At 62.7% G+C, this 15881-nt stretch carries 19 protein-coding genes and 1 tRNA gene; 13 read left to right on the plus strand and 7 right to left on the minus strand.

Annotated features, from left to right (window positions below; translation table 11 throughout):
- The first annotated feature begins 3 nt into the window (after positions 1-3).
- The 3 genes from hisF (at position 4) to hisE (ending at position 1629) form a co-directional block, all read left to right on the plus strand.
- Positions 4-786 (plus strand): imidazole glycerol phosphate synthase subunit HisF, encoded by a 783-nt coding sequence (hisF, locus tag AAAT03_RS05880; RefSeq protein ID WP_349102836.1) that lies wholly within the window; start codon positions 4-6, stop codon positions 784-786.
- A gap of 149 nt (positions 787-935) precedes the next feature.
- A complete protein-coding gene (gene hisI, locus AAAT03_RS05885) occupies positions 936-1265 on the plus strand; it encodes a phosphoribosyl-AMP cyclohydrolase (protein WP_349102837.1) in 330 nt (109 codons plus the stop codon).
- 46 nt (positions 1266-1311) lie between these two features.
- Positions 1312-1629, plus strand: a complete 318-nt coding sequence (gene hisE, locus AAAT03_RS05890; RefSeq protein WP_148332629.1) for a phosphoribosyl-ATP diphosphatase — start codon at positions 1312-1314, stop codon at positions 1627-1629.
- 2 nt (positions 1630-1631) lie between these two features.
- Here hisE and AAAT03_RS05895 read toward each other — a convergent pair whose 3' ends face one another.
- Entirely contained in the window at positions 1632-2543 is a 912-nt protein-coding gene (locus tag AAAT03_RS05895) for a PHP domain-containing protein (RefSeq protein ID WP_349102838.1), read from the minus strand.
- Between the two features lie 348 nt (positions 2544-2891).
- On the opposite strand from AAAT03_RS05895, the gene larC reads away from it, so the two are divergent.
- The 6 genes from larC to AAAT03_RS05925 all read left to right on the plus strand — a co-directional run bounded on the left by larC (position 2892) and on the right by AAAT03_RS05925 (position 8301).
- The gene (larC, locus tag AAAT03_RS05900) at positions 2892-3377 is read left to right on the plus strand and encodes a nickel insertion protein (protein ID WP_349102839.1); all 486 of its coding nucleotides are present in this window, start codon (positions 2892-2894) and stop codon (positions 3375-3377) included.
- Positions 3378-3430: 53 nt separating this feature from the next.
- Entirely contained in the window at positions 3431-3979 is a 549-nt protein-coding gene (yfcE, locus tag AAAT03_RS05905) for a phosphodiesterase (protein ID WP_349102840.1), read from the plus strand.
- Between the two features lie 2 nt (positions 3980-3981).
- Positions 3982-4842 carry a nucleoside triphosphate pyrophosphohydrolase gene (mazG, locus tag AAAT03_RS05910; RefSeq protein WP_195193097.1) on the plus strand — a complete coding sequence of 287 codons (861 nt, stop codon included), beginning with the start codon at positions 3982-3984 and terminating at the stop codon, positions 4840-4842.
- Positions 4843-5031: 189 nt separating this feature from the next.
- Positions 5032-6321, plus strand: coding sequence for a phosphopyruvate hydratase (gene eno / locus AAAT03_RS05915; RefSeq protein ID WP_117564903.1), 1290 nt, complete (start codon positions 5032-5034; stop codon positions 6319-6321).
- A 196-nt stretch (positions 6322-6517) separates the two neighbouring features.
- Complete coding sequence (locus AAAT03_RS05920) at positions 6518-7279, plus strand: hypothetical protein (protein ID WP_349102841.1); 762 nt, start codon at positions 6518-6520, stop codon at positions 7277-7279.
- 20 nt (positions 7280-7299) lie between these two features.
- Positions 7300-8301 (plus strand): hypothetical protein, encoded by a 1002-nt coding sequence (locus AAAT03_RS05925; RefSeq protein WP_195232716.1) that lies wholly within the window; start codon positions 7300-7302, stop codon positions 8299-8301.
- Positions 8302-8621: 320 nt separating this feature from the next.
- On the opposite strand, the gene AAAT03_RS05930 is transcribed toward AAAT03_RS05925, so the two are convergent.
- A tRNA-Leu gene (locus AAAT03_RS05930) sits at positions 8622-8706 on the minus strand.
- Positions 8707-8737: 31 nt separating this feature from the next.
- Positions 8738-9361, minus strand: coding sequence for a hypothetical protein (locus AAAT03_RS05935; protein ID WP_117776842.1), 624 nt, complete (start codon positions 9359-9361; stop codon positions 8738-8740).
- Between the two features lie 163 nt (positions 9362-9524).
- Between AAAT03_RS05935 and AAAT03_RS05940 the strand changes: the two genes are divergently transcribed.
- Complete coding sequence (locus AAAT03_RS05940) at positions 9525-9812, plus strand: PTS sugar transporter subunit IIB (RefSeq protein ID WP_349102842.1); 288 nt, start codon at positions 9525-9527, stop codon at positions 9810-9812.
- Between the two features lie 12 nt (positions 9813-9824).
- Positions 9825-10199, plus strand: coding sequence for a VOC family protein (locus AAAT03_RS05945; protein ID WP_117779021.1), 375 nt, complete (start codon positions 9825-9827; stop codon positions 10197-10199).
- 75 nt (positions 10200-10274) lie between these two features.
- On the opposite strand, the gene AAAT03_RS05950 is transcribed toward AAAT03_RS05945, so the two are convergent.
- From AAAT03_RS05950 to AAAT03_RS05960, 3 genes are read right to left on the minus strand one after another with little or no spacing between them, the layout of a single operon-like run.
- Positions 10275-11570 (minus strand): HAMP domain-containing sensor histidine kinase, encoded by a 1296-nt coding sequence (locus tag AAAT03_RS05950; protein WP_195232720.1) that lies wholly within the window; start codon positions 11568-11570, stop codon positions 10275-10277.
- Positions 11554-12324, minus strand: coding sequence for a response regulator transcription factor (locus AAAT03_RS05955; protein WP_349102843.1), 771 nt, complete (start codon positions 12322-12324; stop codon positions 11554-11556). The genes AAAT03_RS05950 and AAAT03_RS05955 overlap by 17 nt, the downstream gene beginning before the upstream one ends.
- A gap of 18 nt (positions 12325-12342) precedes the next feature.
- Entirely contained in the window at positions 12343-12885 is a 543-nt protein-coding gene (locus AAAT03_RS05960) for a uBA/TS-N domain protein (RefSeq protein WP_022093856.1), read from the minus strand.
- Positions 12886-13439: 554 nt separating this feature from the next.
- Between AAAT03_RS05960 and AAAT03_RS05965 the strand changes: the two genes are divergently transcribed.
- A complete protein-coding gene (locus AAAT03_RS05965; protein WP_349102844.1) occupies positions 13440-13679 on the plus strand; it encodes a hypothetical protein in 240 nt (79 codons plus the stop codon).
- Positions 13680-13764: 85 nt separating this feature from the next.
- Positions 13765-14490 (plus strand): metallophosphoesterase, encoded by a 726-nt coding sequence (locus AAAT03_RS05970; protein WP_349102845.1) that lies wholly within the window; start codon positions 13765-13767, stop codon positions 14488-14490.
- A 15-nt stretch (positions 14491-14505) separates the two neighbouring features.
- Here AAAT03_RS05970 and gluQRS read toward each other — a convergent pair whose 3' ends face one another.
- On the minus strand, positions 14506-15516 hold the full coding sequence (gluQRS, locus tag AAAT03_RS05975; protein WP_349102846.1) for a tRNA glutamyl-Q(34) synthetase GluQRS: 1011 nt from the start codon (positions 15514-15516) through the stop codon (positions 14506-14508).
- Between the last annotated feature and the right edge of the window lie 365 nt (positions 15517-15881).

Raw genomic sequence — 15881 nt, forward strand, 5'->3', positions numbered from 1 at the left:
CCCATGCTTACCAAACGCGTGATTCCCTGCCTGGATGTTAAGGACGGCCGCGTGGTCAAGGGCGTCAACTTTGTGAGCCTGCGCGATGCGGGCGACCCGGTGGAGCTGGCCCGCGCCTACGACCGCGAGGGTGCGGACGAGGTCGTCTTCCTGGACATTACCGCCACAAGCGACAATCGTGCGACGACTATCGAGATGGCGGCGCATGCTGCTGAGGAGCTGGCCATTCCCTATACCGTGGGCGGCGGCTTTCGCGACTTGGCGGGCATGCGGACCATGGTTGCCGCCGGCGCCGACAAGGTGTCGCTCAACTCGGCGGCCGTGCGCGACCCGTCGTTGATTAGCCAGGCTGCCGCGGCGTTTGGCAGCCAGGCCGTGGTCGTGGCGATCGATGCCAAGCGCGTTGGTTTGCCCGGCGCATCCGGTGCCGACAAGTGGGAGGTCTTCACGGCGGGCGGTCGCAACGCCACGGGCATCGACGCGGTGGCGTGGGCCGATGAAGCGGCTCGTCGCGGCGCCGGCGAAATCCTGCTGACCAGCATGGATCGCGACGGCACCAAGGCTGGCTTTGACCTGGCGCTCACCCGCGCCGTGGCGCGCGCGGTGCCGATTCCCGTCATCGCGAGCGGCGGCGTGGGTACGCTCGAGCATTTTGCCGAGGGTGTGATCGAGGGCGAAGCCGACGCCGTGCTGGCGGCCAGCGTCTTTCACTTTGGAACCTTCAGCATCCGCGAAGTCAAAGAGTATATGGCCTCTCAAGGTATTCCTGTGAGGTTGGACTTCTAATGCTGCGGCTTGCCCAGGCACCCGACCTTCCGGCTCCAACCCTCCTCGCGTACTTAAGTACGCGTCGTCGGGCTTGTCGCTCGGAATCTCGGGCACCTGGACAACCCTCGCCGACCTGTGGGGTTTACGGTAATTACTTGGGAGAAATGATGACTGAGGTAATAGAAGCGTCTGATCTTACGTACGACGCTCGCGGGCTGATTCCTTGTGTTGTTCAGCAGTATGACACTGGCGAGGTGCTTATGGTTGCCTGGATGAATGAGGAATCGGTGGGGCTGACGCTTAAGACCGGTACCACGTGGTTTTGGAGCCGCAGTCGCCAGGAGCTCTGGAACAAGGGTGCGACGAGCGGCAATATGCAAGAGGTCAAGGAGCTCTGGGCCGACTGCGATAGCGATACGCTGCTGGTCAAGGTCGACTCGCCGGGTCCGGCCTGCCATACCGGCAACCGTACCTGCTTCTTTAGGAAACTCGCGTAGGGCGGGCGCTCGACCAGGCGCTTGGCCAATCAGAAAGGATTGAACTATGGGTGTGCGCACCGCAAACGTTCAGGATGGAAATATCGGTGAGACGCTGACGGGGCTCGCCGAGGTGATTCACGGCCGTCGCGACGCATCGCCGCAGGAGAGCTACACCGCTCGTCTGTTGACCGACGTCGAGGACGAGCTGCTCAAGAAGCTTGCCGAGGAGTCGAGCGAGGTCATCATGGCCTGCAAGGATAACGACCACGATCACATTCGCTACGAGGCCGGCGACCTGGTCTACCACCTGCTCGTGACGCTCGAGCGCTACGGTATCACCCTCGACGAGCTAGCCGGCGAACTCAACGCCCGCCGCCACTAGTCTTAGGCGAGGGGTGTGGATTCCCATTCGCCGGTGGCGTGGGGGATGCCGAAGGTTCGGTAGCCGCAGTCGTAGGCGTGTGCCTGGGCTTCACGGATGTTCCAGCAGATGTCGCAGGCGCGGTGTGCGTCCGAGCCAAAAGTGATCGGCACCTCGGCGTGGGCAAAGCAACGCAGCAATCCGGTCGCGGGATAGTAGTCGTCGAGGCCCTTGCGCGGTGCGGCGGTCGAGACCTCAACGCGGCGGCCCGTATCGTGCGCGCACTCTGCCATCTGCCCCCAGAACGGCGCGGGGTCAAAGTCGGGCGCAAAGCCTTCCTTCGAAAAGCGCATGACCAGGTCGGGGTGAGCCATCACATCAAAGTTGAGCGGGCTCTCGCAGGCGCGACACCAGTCATCGACATAGCGCTCCCACACGCCGCGCACGCCTAAGTTTTCCCAAACATGCAGGTCGGTATCATCGTCGATCCAACCGCAGCGCGAATCGGGCGTATCGGGACGAGCGACGTTTTCCGTTCCCGCCGTACCCGCGGCGCCGGCCATGATATCGCCTGGGTTGCCAATCCAATGCACACTGCCCAGGCGCACGACGGCGCCCTGGGACCAGCGCTCAACCAAAGGCTCGCAGCCCTCGTACCAATCGCATTCAAAGCCATAGATAAGCTCGAGCTCCGACGCGATCTGCGCGGCAAGCTTGCGGGCATCCTCAAATGCTAGGCGATGCGCCGTCAGGTCGCCCTCGACAACTTGCACTTCGCAGTTGGCGTCCATGCTGGCGGGCAGGGTGAGGTGGTCAGTCGAGACCATAACGCGGCAGCCGGTGGCGGCAGCAGCGCGGGCGTTGTCCTCAAACGAGGCATGGCCATCCGAAAACGAGGTATGAGTATGGCAATCGACCAGCGGGCTGGCGGACATGGCGACTCCTTTGCATTTGGCGAATCCGCTCCATTGTAATGGCGCGACCCCTGGCGCGCCGGGAACGCCACAAGTCGAAACCGACTGGAAAGGGCAGGCGGCGCGCAAGGGCTGCCGCACGACATCGACCCTGCCTCAAAACATGTACGTCAGCCTCCAAAACCGACAAAAAATGACATGTTTGGAGGCTGACGTACACGTTTGAGTGGAGCGGGCCGGCGTTGGAGCGCGCCAGCACTTGCGCCCAGCAAAAGTCGCACCTATCCCATGACGCCGCCCCTGCGCCGCCCGCGATGTGCTAGCGTTTGGATGAACAAAACGAGCCCGCGCGGAAAGGAGCCGGACCGTATGCCATGCGATAGCACATCCCCGCTGTCCCGCGAGACCGATGCGCCCGAAACCATCGTCAAGCTGGAATGCGATATTGATGACGCGTCGCCCGAGGTGCTTGCCTACGCCGCCGACCGCCTGCGCGAGGCGGGTGCGCGCGAGGTGCACTGGCTGCCCGTCTATTGCAAGAAAGGCCGTCTCGGCTGGCAGCTGCAGGTAATCTGCGCCCACGAGGACATCGAGCGCCTGCAGACGATCATCTTTTTGGAAACCACGACCAATGGCATCCGTCGCCAGGTCATGGAACGCGTTTGCCTGCCACGCCGCTTTGAGCAGGTGACGACGCCATGGGGCGAGGTGCCCGTCAAGGTGGCCACCCTGCCCGACGGCAGCGAGCGTGCAGCGCCCGAGTACGAGGACTGCGCCCGCCTTGCCCGCGAGCACGGTGTGCCGCTCCAGCGCGTGATGCAGGCAGCACAAGCCGCGGCTCTGCAATTTGAGTGACACGGTCGGCGACGCGCCACACCCACCCCATCAACCTCACCGAAAGGACCACCATGAAATACCTCATCGCCTCCGACATCCACGGCTCGGCATACTGGGCTGAGCGCCTCTGTGCCGCCATCGAGTCCGAGCAGCCCGACCGCATCGTTCTGCTGGGCGACCTGCTCTACCATGGCCCGCGTAACGACCTGCCGCGCGACTATGCTCCCAAGCGCGTGATTCCGCTGCTCAACGCCCTAGCCGACCGCATCATCGCGGTGCGCGGCAACTGCGACGCCGAGGTCGACCAGATGGTCCTCGACTTTCCCGTCATGGCGGACTACGCCATGCTGTTCGACGAGACCGGCCGCGAGCTGTTCCTGACGCACGGCCATGTCTTTGGCGCCGGCATGCACAACAGCGTCGACCATGCGCCCGCGTTGCCCGAGGGCTCCGCGCTCGTCTACGGCCACACGCACATCAAGGTCAACGAGGAAAGCGCCGCGCACCCGGGCCTGTGGCTCTTCAACCCCGGTAGCGTGAGCATTCCCAAGGACGGCACGCACAGCTACGGCATCTACGAGGACGGCGCGTTCCGCCACGTGATCCTGGAGGAGGACTAACCATGGCGCAGCACATGGCTCAGCAAAATGCCGAGGGCTCGCGCGATCTGTCCACGCTAGTCGACGCGTCGACCGAGCTACAGCATCTGGTGCAGACCATCTGGCGTCTGCGTCAGCCCGATGGCTGCCCGTGGGACCGTGAGCAGACGCACCGCAGCATTGGCAAGAACATGATCGAGGAGGCCTACGAGGCGCTCGACTGCATCGAGGCGGACGACGCGGTTCACCTACGCGAGGAGCTGGGCGACGTGCTCATGCAGGTCGTGCTGCATGCGCAGATTGCTGCTGACGCTGGCGAGTTTACACTGGCCGACGTGGCGCGTGATATCGATGCCAAGCTCATCCGCCGTCATCCGCACGTGTTTGGCGATGTAGATGCCGACAGTTCCGACGAGGTACTCAAGATTTGGGACGAGGTCAAGCTTGCCGAGAAAGCCGCCAAGGACAAGGCCGTGGCGGCGGGCGAGGCCGCGCCCGAGGGTCTGCTCGATGGCGTGCCCACGCATCTGCCGGCGCTGATGCAGGCCCAGAAGGTGTCGCGCAAGGCAGCGGCCGTGGGCTTTGAGTGGGAGACGGTCCAGGACGTGTGGGACGAGGTCGCCGAGGAGCGTGCCGAGTTTGAGGCCGAGGCCCCTGGCTCGCCCGAGCGCGAAATGGAGTTTGGCGATCTGCTCTTTGCCCTGGTCAACGTCGCGCGCAAGGAGGGTATCGACGCCGAGAGCGCCCTGCGCGCGAGCACGGCCAAGTTTCGCCGTCGCTGGGCTGCGATGGAGCAGATGGCGGCCGATGCCCACGTGGATCTGGCCGAGCTCTCGACCCACGGCCTCAACGACCTGTGGGATGCCGCAAAGGCGGAGGAGTAAGACTGCGGGAACGACGGGCTGACGCGCCTCATCGTTCCCGCTAAATTTTTCGAAAATCAAGTGTATCCCTCGGCTAACTTAGGGCATAATGCAAAAAGTGCGACATGGCTAACTTACGGAGGTGCACCGACGGTGCACGGTCAGCCGGTCGCTTGCATCCACTACGTTTCCAAGTGAGAGGGAGACAACATGAGCGATATTTTGGACGTCTACGGTCGCGAGGTACTCGACAGCCGCGGCAATCCCACCGTCGAGGTCGAGGTCGTGCTCGAGGACGGCAGCTTTGGCCGAGCAATGGTGCCTTCGGGTGCTTCGACCGGCGCCTTTGAGGCCTGCGAGCTGCGCGATGGCGACAAGGGCCGCTACCTGGGCAAGGGCGTTTCGCAGGCCGTCGAGCACGTCAACAACGAGTGCGCCAACGCCGTCGTGGGCCTCGATGCCTTCGACCAGCGCGCCGTCGATGCCGCGCTGATTGCCGCGGACGGTACCCCCAACAAGACCAAGCTCGGCGCCAACGCCATCTTGGGCGTGTCGCTGGCCGTTGCCCGCGCCGCTGCCGAGTCGGCGGGCCTGTCGCTGTACCAGTACCTGGGTGGCGTCAACGCCCACCTGCTGCCCACACCTATGATGAATATCCTCAACGGCGGCGTGCATGCCGACAATAACGTTGACTTCCAGGAGTTCATGATCATGCCGGTGGGCGCCCCGAGTTTTGCCGAGGGCCTGCGTTGGTGCGCCGAGGTATACCACACCCTCAAGGGCGTGCTGCACGAGGCCGGCCTGGGCGGCGGCGTGGGCGACGAGGGCGGCTTTGCCCCCAACCTTAAGACCAATGCCGAGCCGTTCGAGTACATCACCAAGGCCGTCGAGAAGGCTGGCTTTAAGCCCGGCGTCGACTTCATGTACGCCATGGATCCGGCGTCCACCGAGTTCTACAACGCTGAGACCGGTATGTATGAGCTCAAGGGCGAGGGCGTGGAGTACACGAGTGCCCAGATGGTTGATTACTGGGAGAAGCTCGTCGACACCTATCCTATCATCTCCATCGAGGACGGTATGGCCGAGGAGGACTGGGACGGCTGGGTCGAGCTCACCCGTCGCATTGGCAACAAGGTGCAGCTGGTGGGCGACGACCTGTTCGTCACCAACACCGAGCGCCTCAAGAAGGGCATCGAGCTGGGTGCCGCCAACGCGATCCTGGTCAAGGTCAACCAGATCGGCACGCTCACCGAGTCGCTCGAGGCCATCGAGACCGCCAAGGAGGCCGGTTACGCCTGCATCGTGAGCCACCGCTCCGGCGAGACCGAGGACTCCACGATCGCCGACCTGGTCGTGGGCGTCAACGCCGGCCAGATCAAGTCGGGCGCCCCGTGCCGTAGCGACCGTATCGCCAAGTACAACCAGCTCATCCGCATCGAGGACGAGCTCGAGGGCAGCGCGCGCTACGCCGGCAAGGCCGCGTTCTACAACATTCGCTAGGCACGCGGAGGTCGCGGGGGCGGGGAAGACTCGGATTTGCCTTGCTCCAGCCGGGCGCTGTTGAGCACCATTGGGCGCTGGGCCATATGACTCAGCGCCTTTTTTATGTCGAGCAAAGGCTGGCGAAGGCGGTGCGGGCGCTCGTGCTATAACTAGAATACTTAGCGCAAACAAACCTCAACTGCACAAGGCGCACATGGATCAGATTTACGACAACAGGTACTATTCCGCCGGTTCGCGTGAGCCGTCGCCTCGCCGTGCGCGCACGGTGCAGCTCGGTGGGTCCGCCTACGCCGGCGCCGACCGCTCCATGCAGCGCCCGACAAGTACCTCGCGCCCCAATGCTCAAGTGAATACTTCGACAGATGGACCAGTGCGCCCGGCACGTTCGTCGCATGCTCAGCGCTCGTCGGCTCAAACGCACGATAGGTCGAGCAGGCCTTCGAACCGTTTTTCGGGCTCGGACTTTATGCACTACGCCAACGACAACGCGGTGGTCAAGGCGATCTACGACTTTACCCACGGTCCTCAGCGAGGGCTATTCATCGGCATCGTCGTTGCCCTGGTGCTCGTGAGCCTGTATTTCCCCGTGCGCGATCTGTACGTGGCAAAGCGTTCGAGCGATATCTTGGCCAAGCAGGTCGAGATTCGTCAGCAATACAATGATGAGCTGCAAAAAAGCGTCGACAAACTGCTCTCGGAGGAGGGCATTAAGGATGCGGCGTCCGAGGATCTGGGCCTGGTGATGCCCGGCGAGAAGAGGATTGAAGTGCAGGGCCTGGACGACGATTCGGATTCGTCTTCGAGCAAGAAGTCGTCGAACGCCAAGAAGGCCAGCGAAGTTGCCAAGGAAATCGAAGAAGTCGGTAAGGACGCCCCGTGGTACATCCAGGCGCTCGACATGCTGTTTGGGTTTAACGGTGTCGAGGGCCAGACGGTCGTGTCCAACGGCAAATAGCGCCCGGAGGGGAGCCCGCAATGGCAGATTGCAAACGATATAAGGTGGCGGCGATCGATCTGGGAACGGTGTCGTCGCGACTGGTGCTGGCGCAGGTCGAGGGCGGAGCGATCGTGGAATCGTCCAAGCATACCGAGATTACCGACCTGGGCGAGGGTGTGGATGCGACGGGTCGCTTTTGCGAGGCGGCGGTCGAGCGCGTGCTCGCTGCATGCCGCATGTTTGTGGACGAGGCGCGTGCCTTTGGGGCCGCGTGCATTTGCACCACATGCACGAGCGCCGCGCGCGATGCATCCAATGCCGCACTGCTGCTGGACGGTCTGCGTGAGCTGGGGCTCGAACCGCAGGTGATTCCGGGCGAGGTCGAGGCGCGCCTGACGTTTTTTGGCGTGGCGCACGACTTTGCCGGCGAGCGCATCATTGTTGCCGATTCGGGCGGCGGATCCACGGAGCTCGCGACGGGCGTCTATGCGCCGGAGCGTGGGGTCTTTGCGCTGGAGGGCACGCGTTCGCTGGACATCGGTTGTCGCCGTGTGACGGAGCGATTTTTCTCGGCACTGCCGCCCGCACGCGGCGAGCTTACTGCCGCTGCCGCGTGGGCGGGCGAGCAGTTCGCTGCCTATTTTGAGGGCCTGCCGAGCAATTTTGAGCGCGCCGAACGCTTGGTCGCAGTGGGTGGCACCGTCACCACACTCGTGGCGCTCGTTCATGAGCTGGAACCGTACGATTCGAGCTTTGTGCACCTGCGCGAGCTTTCGCTGGATCAGGTTTCGGCCGCTATCGAGCGCATGTCTGCGTTGGATGCGGACGGCATCGCCGCTCTACCGGGTGTACAGCCCAAACGCGCGGGCGTGATCTTGGCTGGTGCCGTGGTAATCCGCGAGCTTATGCGAGCCGGCGGCTACAAGACGCTCACTGTAAGCGAGAACAGCTTACTCGCCGGCATGGCCGCCACCATCAACGAGGCTCTCGACGGTGCGACCCCCACCATCTCCTGGACCCCAGAGCTCAGCACCCTCTAAATAAGTTGCGGTGAAATAGTTCCTAAATAAGCTGGTAAACGGTATAAACAGGATCCATTCCACCGCAACTTCTAAGGGACCGAAGCTGTCTTTTTAGCCCGTCCTAAATTAGTTGACTTTCTGAAGCGCGGGGCGGTGGGACGTCTGCGTATTTGTTGCGCAAATCCGCACCGGCTTCGGCTGCCTGCCGGCGTCCTCGCCGGCTCGCTACGGACGCTGCGCGTCCGCTTGACGCTCGCCCCCTCGCGGGTTCGAGCCCCACCGGCATCTTAAAGAAATGAGCCCGCATCCCTGGGGGACACGGGCTCGTAAGCACTACATGGTAGGGGCGGTGGGACTCGAACCCACAATCCTTGCGGCGAGGGATTTTAAGTCCCCTGCGTATGCCAATTCCGCCACGCCCCCGTGAGACTAGAAGTCTAGCACAAGCCGTCCGTTACGCGTTGACGGCCATCGAGTGTTGGCCCGACTTTTCCAAGTACTCGGCGAACTTGGCCTCGTCGCCCTTGTTCTGGTACTGCAGGGCTAGCAGGTATTCCAGGCGGCAGCTCTTAACCTTGTCGTCACCGGCTTCCTTGAGCATGCGCTCCAGCTCGGGAATGTCGTTGTGGCGCTTGAGGATCATCGTGTCGTACATCAGCTGGCATTCGTGTGCGACCGCCTCGGCCTGACCGCCCTCAAAGCCCTTGATCTCGTGCAGAAGCTCCTTGGACTTTTTGCGGTCCTCCTGGCCAGCATAGTAGTTAAAGGCCTTAATCACCAGGTCGACGCGCTGCATCTTGGGCAGATTGAGCCCCAGCAGCAAATCGAACATCTCATCGGCGCGCTTGTGGTCCTCGCGCAGCAGATAGGAGTTCAGACGCAGGTAGTCGCGGTTGTAGCGCGGGTACAGCATGCTGGTGAGTTTGCCGTCGAGCAAACGATCGAACTCGTCCCACTGCTTGGCAGCCATAAGCTGCTGCAGACGCTTGAACGTGGTGCGTTTTTTGACGCTAAAGAACACCGACACGCCGATGCAGATGATAACGACGGCGGTCCAGAGTGTGCGGGAATCGGGCATATTGGGATCCTTAGTCGCTCATATAGCGAGCGGTATGACAACACGTACTAGATGTATTATACGCAGCGCGCAAGCAAACTGGCATAAAAGCTCATCGAGGCTGAGTGCCATCGCTCGCTGCGGTACACTTACCTAAAGTAAACCATGAAGGGAGACATTACCTATGAAGAAGATCGTTTTGGCTTGCGGTGCTGGCGCTGCTACTTCCACGCTTGTTGCCCAGAAGGTCGCTACCATGCTCGACGCCAACGGTTATGCCGGCAAGTATGAGATCGTGCAGTGCGCCATCTCTGAGGCCAAGGACGCTTGCGACGAGGGCGCCGACCTGCTGATCGCCACCACCGTTGCCCCCGAGGGCCTCACCTGCCCGTACGTGAGCGGCGTGTCCTTCATGACCGGCATGAACCGCGTCGCTGCCGAGAAGGCCGTTCTCGACGTTATGGCTCAGTAGGCGCTGCCTGTAATGAATGAGCAGAACGCCAACCCGGTAGAGCTCTTTGGCATGCGCGTCGCCCACGTGGGCATTAACGCCACCGACCCGGCCGATGCCCTGGAGATCGCGGAGCTGTTCTCGACGATGATGGGTCTGCCCGTTATCGAGACCCCGGTTTCGTACTTTAACGATTCGCTGATCGAGGTCATGAAGCAGAACGGTCGTGGCACCAAGGGCCACATTGGCTTTGCCGTCAACGACATCGATGCGGCCGAGAAGTGGTTTGCCGAGCGCGGGCTCGAGGTCAACGAGGAGTCGCGCGTGCTGCTGCCCGACGGCGGCACCAAGCTCGTGTACTTTAAGCGCGAGTTCGCCGGCTTCGCCGTGCATCTGTGCCGCGAGTAGCGCACAAGCTGCCATAGCTAGCAAAAAGGGATAGGGCCGTGTGGCCCTATCCCTTTATTTATGCCGAGGGGCTTCCTAGCGCGGCAGGCGAATCGTAAAGCGGCTGCCGACGCCCTCGACTGAGGTCACGCCAATGACACCGCCATGGCTGTCGACGATCCACTTGGCAATGGCAAGCCCCAGACCCGAGCCCTGCGCGCCGGCATCGCGTGCGTTGTCGGCGCGGTAGAACCGTTCAAACGCGTGAGCTGCGGATTCCTGGTTCATGCCGATGCCCTCGTCCTCAACGCTTATGTCGATCGTGCCCGCGCCCGCATCCGGCGCTACGCCAAATGTGACGGTCGTTCCCGCATCCGAGTACTTGGCGGCGTTTTGCACGATCACGCGCAGAGCCTGCTTCACGAGCGCCACGTCGACGGGCGCGTCGCAGCGCGGGTCGCTGACAAGCGCAGCGTCAAAGGCCAGCCGATACGTGTGCTCGGTATCGATCATCTGCGATTCCTCGCATACTTCGTCGACCAGTGCGGCAAGGTTGGTATTTGCGCGCCGCAGGACCGTGCGCCCGGCATCGCCGCGCGCCAAAAACAGCAGCTGCTCCACGAGCTCTTGCATGTGCTCGCTTTCGGCCTTGAGGGACGCGATAGATTCTGCCAGCACGTCCGGGTCGTCTTTGCCCCAGCGATCGAGCATGTTTACGTAGCCCTGAATCACCGCGATGGGCGTGCGCAGCTCGTGGCTCGCATCGTTGACAAAGCGCATTTGCTGCAGTTTGGCCTCTTGCATCTGGCGCAGTAGGCGGTTGAGTGCAACCTCGATGCTTGCCAGGTCGGCGTCGCCGGTAGTGACGCTCGGCGAGTCGACGCTTGCGCGCTCGATGGCCTGCTCCAGTGTTTCCATCTTGCCGCCGGAGAGCTGCATACGGCCGAGCTCGTCCACGCGCAAGGCCAGGTCGTTGAGCGGTGCCATGGTGCGGCGCACGCGACGGGCGCCGCCGAGCATGTCGAGCACGCTGATGACCTGCCAACCCACAACGACAAGGTAGAGAGGCCATAGCGCGACGAGGTCCTGCGCGAGGGGGAAAGTCTTGGTGGTACGCGCAAGCTCGACGGTATAGGTGAGCGTTGCCAGGTCCCAGCCGCGCGCAGGCGCCAGCGACATGCCGTGAACGGCGACGCCGGGGATCCATCCTGCGGTAAACGCGCCGTCGGGCAGCATCTGGTTGTATCCATAGACGAGGATTGCCGCCGCAATCACCATCAGCAGCAGATCGAGCCAGACGTAGCTCATCAAGCGGCGCCACATATAGCTCCAGTTGATGGCGCGGGCGATGGATGTGACGCGCTTGGCCTCGGCGTTACGCGCGGCAGACATAGCCCACCCCACGCACGGTCTGGATGATGCGGGCGCCGCCGGCGTCCTCGATCTTGGCGCGCAGGTGCGCGATGTGCACGTCGACGTTGTTGGTGTCGCCCACGTATTCGTAGCCCAGCGCCTCGTGCGCGATGCGCTCGCGCGTGAGCACGGTGCCGGCGTGCGCCATAAGCAGGGCGAGGACGTCGAACTCGCGGGCAGTGAGCGCGATGGGCGAGCCGCCGACCGTGACTTCGCGGCGGTCGGGATCGAGCGCGACCGAACTCACGGTGAGCACGGCGGGGGAGGGCGAGGCGGATGCCTGGGTCGAGTCGACAGCCGGGGGTATCGCAGCGGCGCCCGTAGCGCCCGTCCCGGCCCCAACGCCGCCAACGCCCGAAGCCGCCCGCACGGCCTCCGAGCGCTTCAACGCCACGCGGATCCGTGCGAACAGCTCCTCAATCGCAAACGGCTTGGTCAGGTAATCGTCGGCGCCGGCATCGAGCCCGGCCACCTTGTCCATCACGGCATCGCGCGCGGTGACCATGATCACCGGTACATCCTTGTGCTTGCGGACGCGTCGCAGCACCTCCATGCCGTTGAGCTGCGGCAACAGCACATCGAGCAGAATCAGATCGTAGTTGCGCTCCAGCGCCAGGTCCACGGCGGTGCGGCCGTCGGCGGCGTGCTCCACCTGGTAGCCCTCGTGCTCCAGCTCGAGCGTCACAAAGCGGGCGATTTTCTCCTCGTCCTCTACGATCAGGATCCGTGCCATGCGTGCCCCCGTCTGCGATTACTTGTCGTCGTTGAGATTTTGCTTGATGTCGTCCGCGGCATCGGCAGCGTGATTCATAAGGTTGTTGATGCTGCCGGGTACGTCGCCGTCGCTATCGATGCGGTAACGCATGCCAAAGAACAGGCCAATCAGCATCAGCCATATCGTGGCGCCCCAGGCAAACAGTGCGACGATGGGGATCAGGATGGGAATGTTGAGGATGATCGCGTCGCGGCGCGTGGCGATAAACTTGGTGTCCAGGCTCAGGCGGAAGAGCTTTTTGAGGTACTCCCACACGCTGTCCATCTTCTTGGAGAAGTCGGTCTTTTCGCTCGACTTCTCGTAGGCGGCCTGCGCGGCGACCATCTCGGCTGAGGGCTCATCGACTGGCGCGGACTCGGTGGCGGCGTGCGCCGACGTGGTCTGGGTCTTGCCCTGCGACTCGAGCCAAATGATGGCATCCAAGACGTTGCCGTCGGCGGCGTCGAGCGCGGCCTTGGCATCGGTGTAGCTCACGTTGCACTTGGTGCGGATGGTTTCAACTTTTTCGAGGTCGTCCATGACCTGTTCCTTTCGTTCGATGGGCGCGACGCCGGGCGATCTGCCCGGGCGCGAGCGTTGCGTTCGGCGGCCTGCGTGACGCCGCCCCGCCCTTGGTCGAACTCTATAGTGCAGGTTATAGATTAAGCGATTCTTGAGCCAAGATTAATGTTGGATGAGTTTTTGCGCGGCGGTGGGGAAGGGGGAGGTGTCTTTCTGGATAGCTAGCAGCGAGGTCTAATACTTTTCCCGAGAAGTGAACGAGCTAAAACGGACCCCCGAAGCATCGACACTTTAAAGGTGCCGTTTCCCGCGGTTTCAATGCTGAAATCCCACGATTTTGCCGCCGAAAAATGCGGCTGTTTCAGAGGTCCAAAAACAGCCGTTCACTTCTCGGGAAAAGTATTAGACCTCGATAGCGGGGGATGGGGTGCCGGTGCAAAACGGCGTCAAGGGTTGGTCGAGCAGGCGGTTTCTCCATTGATGTCTGCACGGCATGTGACACTTACTCTGCCGCTTCGTTCTGCCACGGCGGCATGCATCTGAACAACGACCCTCTAAGGAGTTCGATATCGATGGGTGACAACGCAAAGCATCTCGCAAAGAAGTGCGTCAAGGACGCGGGGCCGTGCCTCGCACTGTGCGTAGCCGGCGCAGCGGTCGCGCTGCTGGCTGTTCTGGGGCCATTTGACGTGCTCCGAAGTGCCAGTTCTCTGCACGTTTGCATGGCCCTTGCCGGCGCCATGATGACCGGCGGCGTGCTCGATCTGATTTTTTTGGTGCTCGACCCGTTTGGATGGAAGAACGAAGGGTAAGCCCTAAGGGACGGAAGGGCTGGAGCGGTTTGCTTGGCGATCGTGCAGAATGCGGGCTAGCGACTTACAGGGAAGTGGTGATCCGATGACGGTCTATGTGACGGGCGATGTTCACGGCGGCCTCGACATGCAAAAGCTGCGCGACTGGGATCTTGGGGATAGTCTGACGAGTGACGACTATCTCATCGTCGCCGGCGACTTTGGCTTTCCCTGGGATTTCTCTGCCGAGGAGTGCGCCGATATCGCCTGGCTGGAGTCGCGCCCCTATACCGTGCTGTTCGTCGACGGCAACCACGAGCGTTTCGATCACTGGGCGGAGCGACCCATGGAGTTGTGGCACGGCGGCCTGACGCAGCGCCTGTCGGACACCTCGCCCATCCGACGCCTGACGCGCGGCGAGGTTTTTGAGCTCGACGGCTCAACGATCTTTACCATGGGCGGCGCCACGAGCGTGGATAAGGAATACCGCATTCCGTATTCCAGCTGGTGGCCGCAGGAGCTGCCGGACGAGCGCAACTTTGAGGAGGCGCGGGCAAAGCTCGACAGCGTGGGTTGGAAGGTCGACTACGTAATCACCCACACCTGCTCTACGCGCATGCTTTCGCCCACGCTTTATCCGACCCCCGGCTGGAATTGCCCCACGGTTGATCGACTTACGGCATTTTTCGATGAGCTGGAAGATCGCATGGACTACAAACGCTGGTATTACGGGCATTTTCATCGGGATGCCAACCCGGCCGAGCGCCATACCGTGCTCTACGACTGCATCATTCGCTTGGGTGACGAACTCCAGCCCTGGGATGTTGCGTAGAGGCGGGGTGGCTGGCTACTCGACCGTTACAGTGATGTTCTCGCGGTGCGCACGGATGACGTCCCATCTAAAGTGCTCGACCAGCTGTTCGGCAGAGCGCGGCGTGGTGTCCGGTGCGATGCCTGTTTGCCCGGCGAGCCATCCCAACAGTGCCTCGGGTGTGCCAAAGCGGGTGCGGAGCTCGCCCAGGTCCAGATCGCGATCGCGTTTGGAAAGGCGGCGGCCGTCCGGCGACATGAGCAGCGGAATGTGCGCGTAGCGCGGTGTGGGCAGTCCCAGCAGATGTTGCAGATAGATCTGGCGCGGCGTGGAACCAAGCAGGTCGCATCCGCGTACGATCTCGGTGACGCCCATGGCAGCGTCGTCGACCACCACGGCCAGCTGATAGGCAAACACGCCGTCGCTGCGACGCACCAAAAAGTCGCCGCACTCGGTGGCGAGTGCCTCGCATTGGGCTCCGTACGTGCGGTCAACGAATTCGACCACATCGTCTGCGAGGTCGTCGACGGCGGGCACGCGCAGGCGCGTGGCGGGAGCGCGCAGGGCGCTGCGGCGGGCAACCTCCTCGGCAGAAAGGCCTCGGCAGGCGCCGCGGTAGATGGGCGTGCCGTCGCTCGCGTGCGGCGCGCTCGCGGCGTGGAGTTCGGCGCGCGTGCAAAAACAGGGGTAGGTGAGGCCGGCGTCTTGCAGCTGGCGCAAGGTGCTCTCGTACAGGTCGAGGCGATCGTGCTGGTAGTAGGGGCCTTCGTCCCACTCGAGTCCCAGCCAGGCTAGGTCGTCAATCAGTTGAGCGGCAAGTTCCGGGCGCTTGCAGCGATCGTCCAGGTCCTCGATGCGCAACACGATGCTGCCGCCCTGACTGCGGGCCGAAAGCCACGAGCACAGGCAGCTGAACACGTTGCCCAGGTGCATGCGGCCCGAGGGCGACGGGGCAAAGCGGCCCACGACGGGCGCGGGGGCGGGAGAGGGGGTCGTCGTTAGCGCGTCCGCGGCGGGCGTTGCTATGTTGCGTGCGTTGATATCCATGCGGACGAGTATAGCGCGGGGCACGATGGGGAGGCGTCACTGTGGTCCGCAAGTTGTCGAGGCTCCGCATTGCGTATGGCGGGCCGCAGACTCGGTGCTTTGATTCCTGTCCATCAACTCGGCACCTTTGACGACAGAAACCCCGGCAGCTCTTCGCAACTGCCGGGGTTTCCGCGGAAAAGGGGGACATGATCCTCGAGCGAACGGCAAAGGGGCAAACCGTTTTCGCTCAATTGCTTTATGCCCCTCGGCTGGCGGCTCAATCAGCGTATGCCGCGCCCACACAAAGCCGCTACACCTGTGACGGAGCTGTGAAGTGGTATCTATCGTTGGCGCGGGCCATGGCAAGGAGTGTCCCAGACTGC

The organism is Collinsella sp. CLA-AA-H167 (genome assembly GCF_040095305.1).
GTDB lineage: Bacteria > Actinomycetota > Coriobacteriia > Coriobacteriales > Coriobacteriaceae > Collinsella.

What these genes read in the sequence shown, in the direction of transcription:
- larC (WP_349102839.1), top strand. Translation starts at nt 2,892, where the DNA reads ATGCCATGCGATAGCACATCCCCGCTGTCCCGCGAGACCGATGCGCCC.
- AAAT03_RS05965 (WP_349102844.1), top strand. Translation starts at nt 13,440, where the DNA reads ATGGGTGACAACGCAAAGCATCTCGCAAAGAAGTGCGTCAAGGACGCG.
- AAAT03_RS05955 (WP_349102843.1), bottom strand. Translation starts at nt 12,324, where the DNA reads ATGGCACGGATCCTGATCGTAGAGGACGAGGAGAAAATCGCCCGCTTT.
- mazG (WP_195193097.1), top strand. Translation starts at nt 3,982, where the DNA reads ATGGCGCAGCACATGGCTCAGCAAAATGCCGAGGGCTCGCGCGATCTG.
- AAAT03_RS05945 (WP_117779021.1), top strand. Translation starts at nt 9,825, where the DNA reads ATGAATGAGCAGAACGCCAACCCGGTAGAGCTCTTTGGCATGCGCGTC.
- hisI (WP_349102837.1), top strand. Translation starts at nt 936, where the DNA reads ATGACTGAGGTAATAGAAGCGTCTGATCTTACGTACGACGCTCGCGGG.
- yfcE (WP_349102840.1), top strand. Translation starts at nt 3,431, where the DNA reads ATGAAATACCTCATCGCCTCCGACATCCACGGCTCGGCATACTGGGCT.
- AAAT03_RS05920 (WP_349102841.1), top strand. Translation starts at nt 6,518, where the DNA reads ATGGATCAGATTTACGACAACAGGTACTATTCCGCCGGTTCGCGTGAG.
- AAAT03_RS05960 (WP_022093856.1), bottom strand. Translation starts at nt 12,885, where the DNA reads ATGGACGACCTCGAAAAAGTTGAAACCATCCGCACCAAGTGCAACGTG.
- AAAT03_RS05970 (WP_349102845.1), top strand. Translation starts at nt 13,765, where the DNA reads ATGACGGTCTATGTGACGGGCGATGTTCACGGCGGCCTCGACATGCAA.
- gluQRS (WP_349102846.1), bottom strand. Translation starts at nt 15,516, where the DNA reads ATGGATATCAACGCACGCAACATAGCAACGCCCGCCGCGGACGCGCTA.
- AAAT03_RS05895 (WP_349102838.1), bottom strand. Translation starts at nt 2,543, where the DNA reads ATGTCCGCCAGCCCGCTGGTCGATTGCCATACTCATACCTCGTTTTCG.
- eno (WP_117564903.1), top strand. Translation starts at nt 5,032, where the DNA reads ATGAGCGATATTTTGGACGTCTACGGTCGCGAGGTACTCGACAGCCGC.
- AAAT03_RS05925 (WP_195232716.1), top strand. Translation starts at nt 7,300, where the DNA reads ATGGCAGATTGCAAACGATATAAGGTGGCGGCGATCGATCTGGGAACG.
- AAAT03_RS05940 (WP_349102842.1), top strand. Translation starts at nt 9,525, where the DNA reads ATGAAGAAGATCGTTTTGGCTTGCGGTGCTGGCGCTGCTACTTCCACG.
- AAAT03_RS05950 (WP_195232720.1), bottom strand. Translation starts at nt 11,570, where the DNA reads ATGTCTGCCGCGCGTAACGCCGAGGCCAAGCGCGTCACATCCATCGCC.
- hisE (WP_148332629.1), top strand. Translation starts at nt 1,312, where the DNA reads ATGGGTGTGCGCACCGCAAACGTTCAGGATGGAAATATCGGTGAGACG.
- hisF (WP_349102836.1), top strand. Translation starts at nt 4, where the DNA reads ATGCTTACCAAACGCGTGATTCCCTGCCTGGATGTTAAGGACGGCCGC.
- AAAT03_RS05935 (WP_117776842.1), bottom strand. Translation starts at nt 9,361, where the DNA reads ATGCCCGATTCCCGCACACTCTGGACCGCCGTCGTTATCATCTGCATC.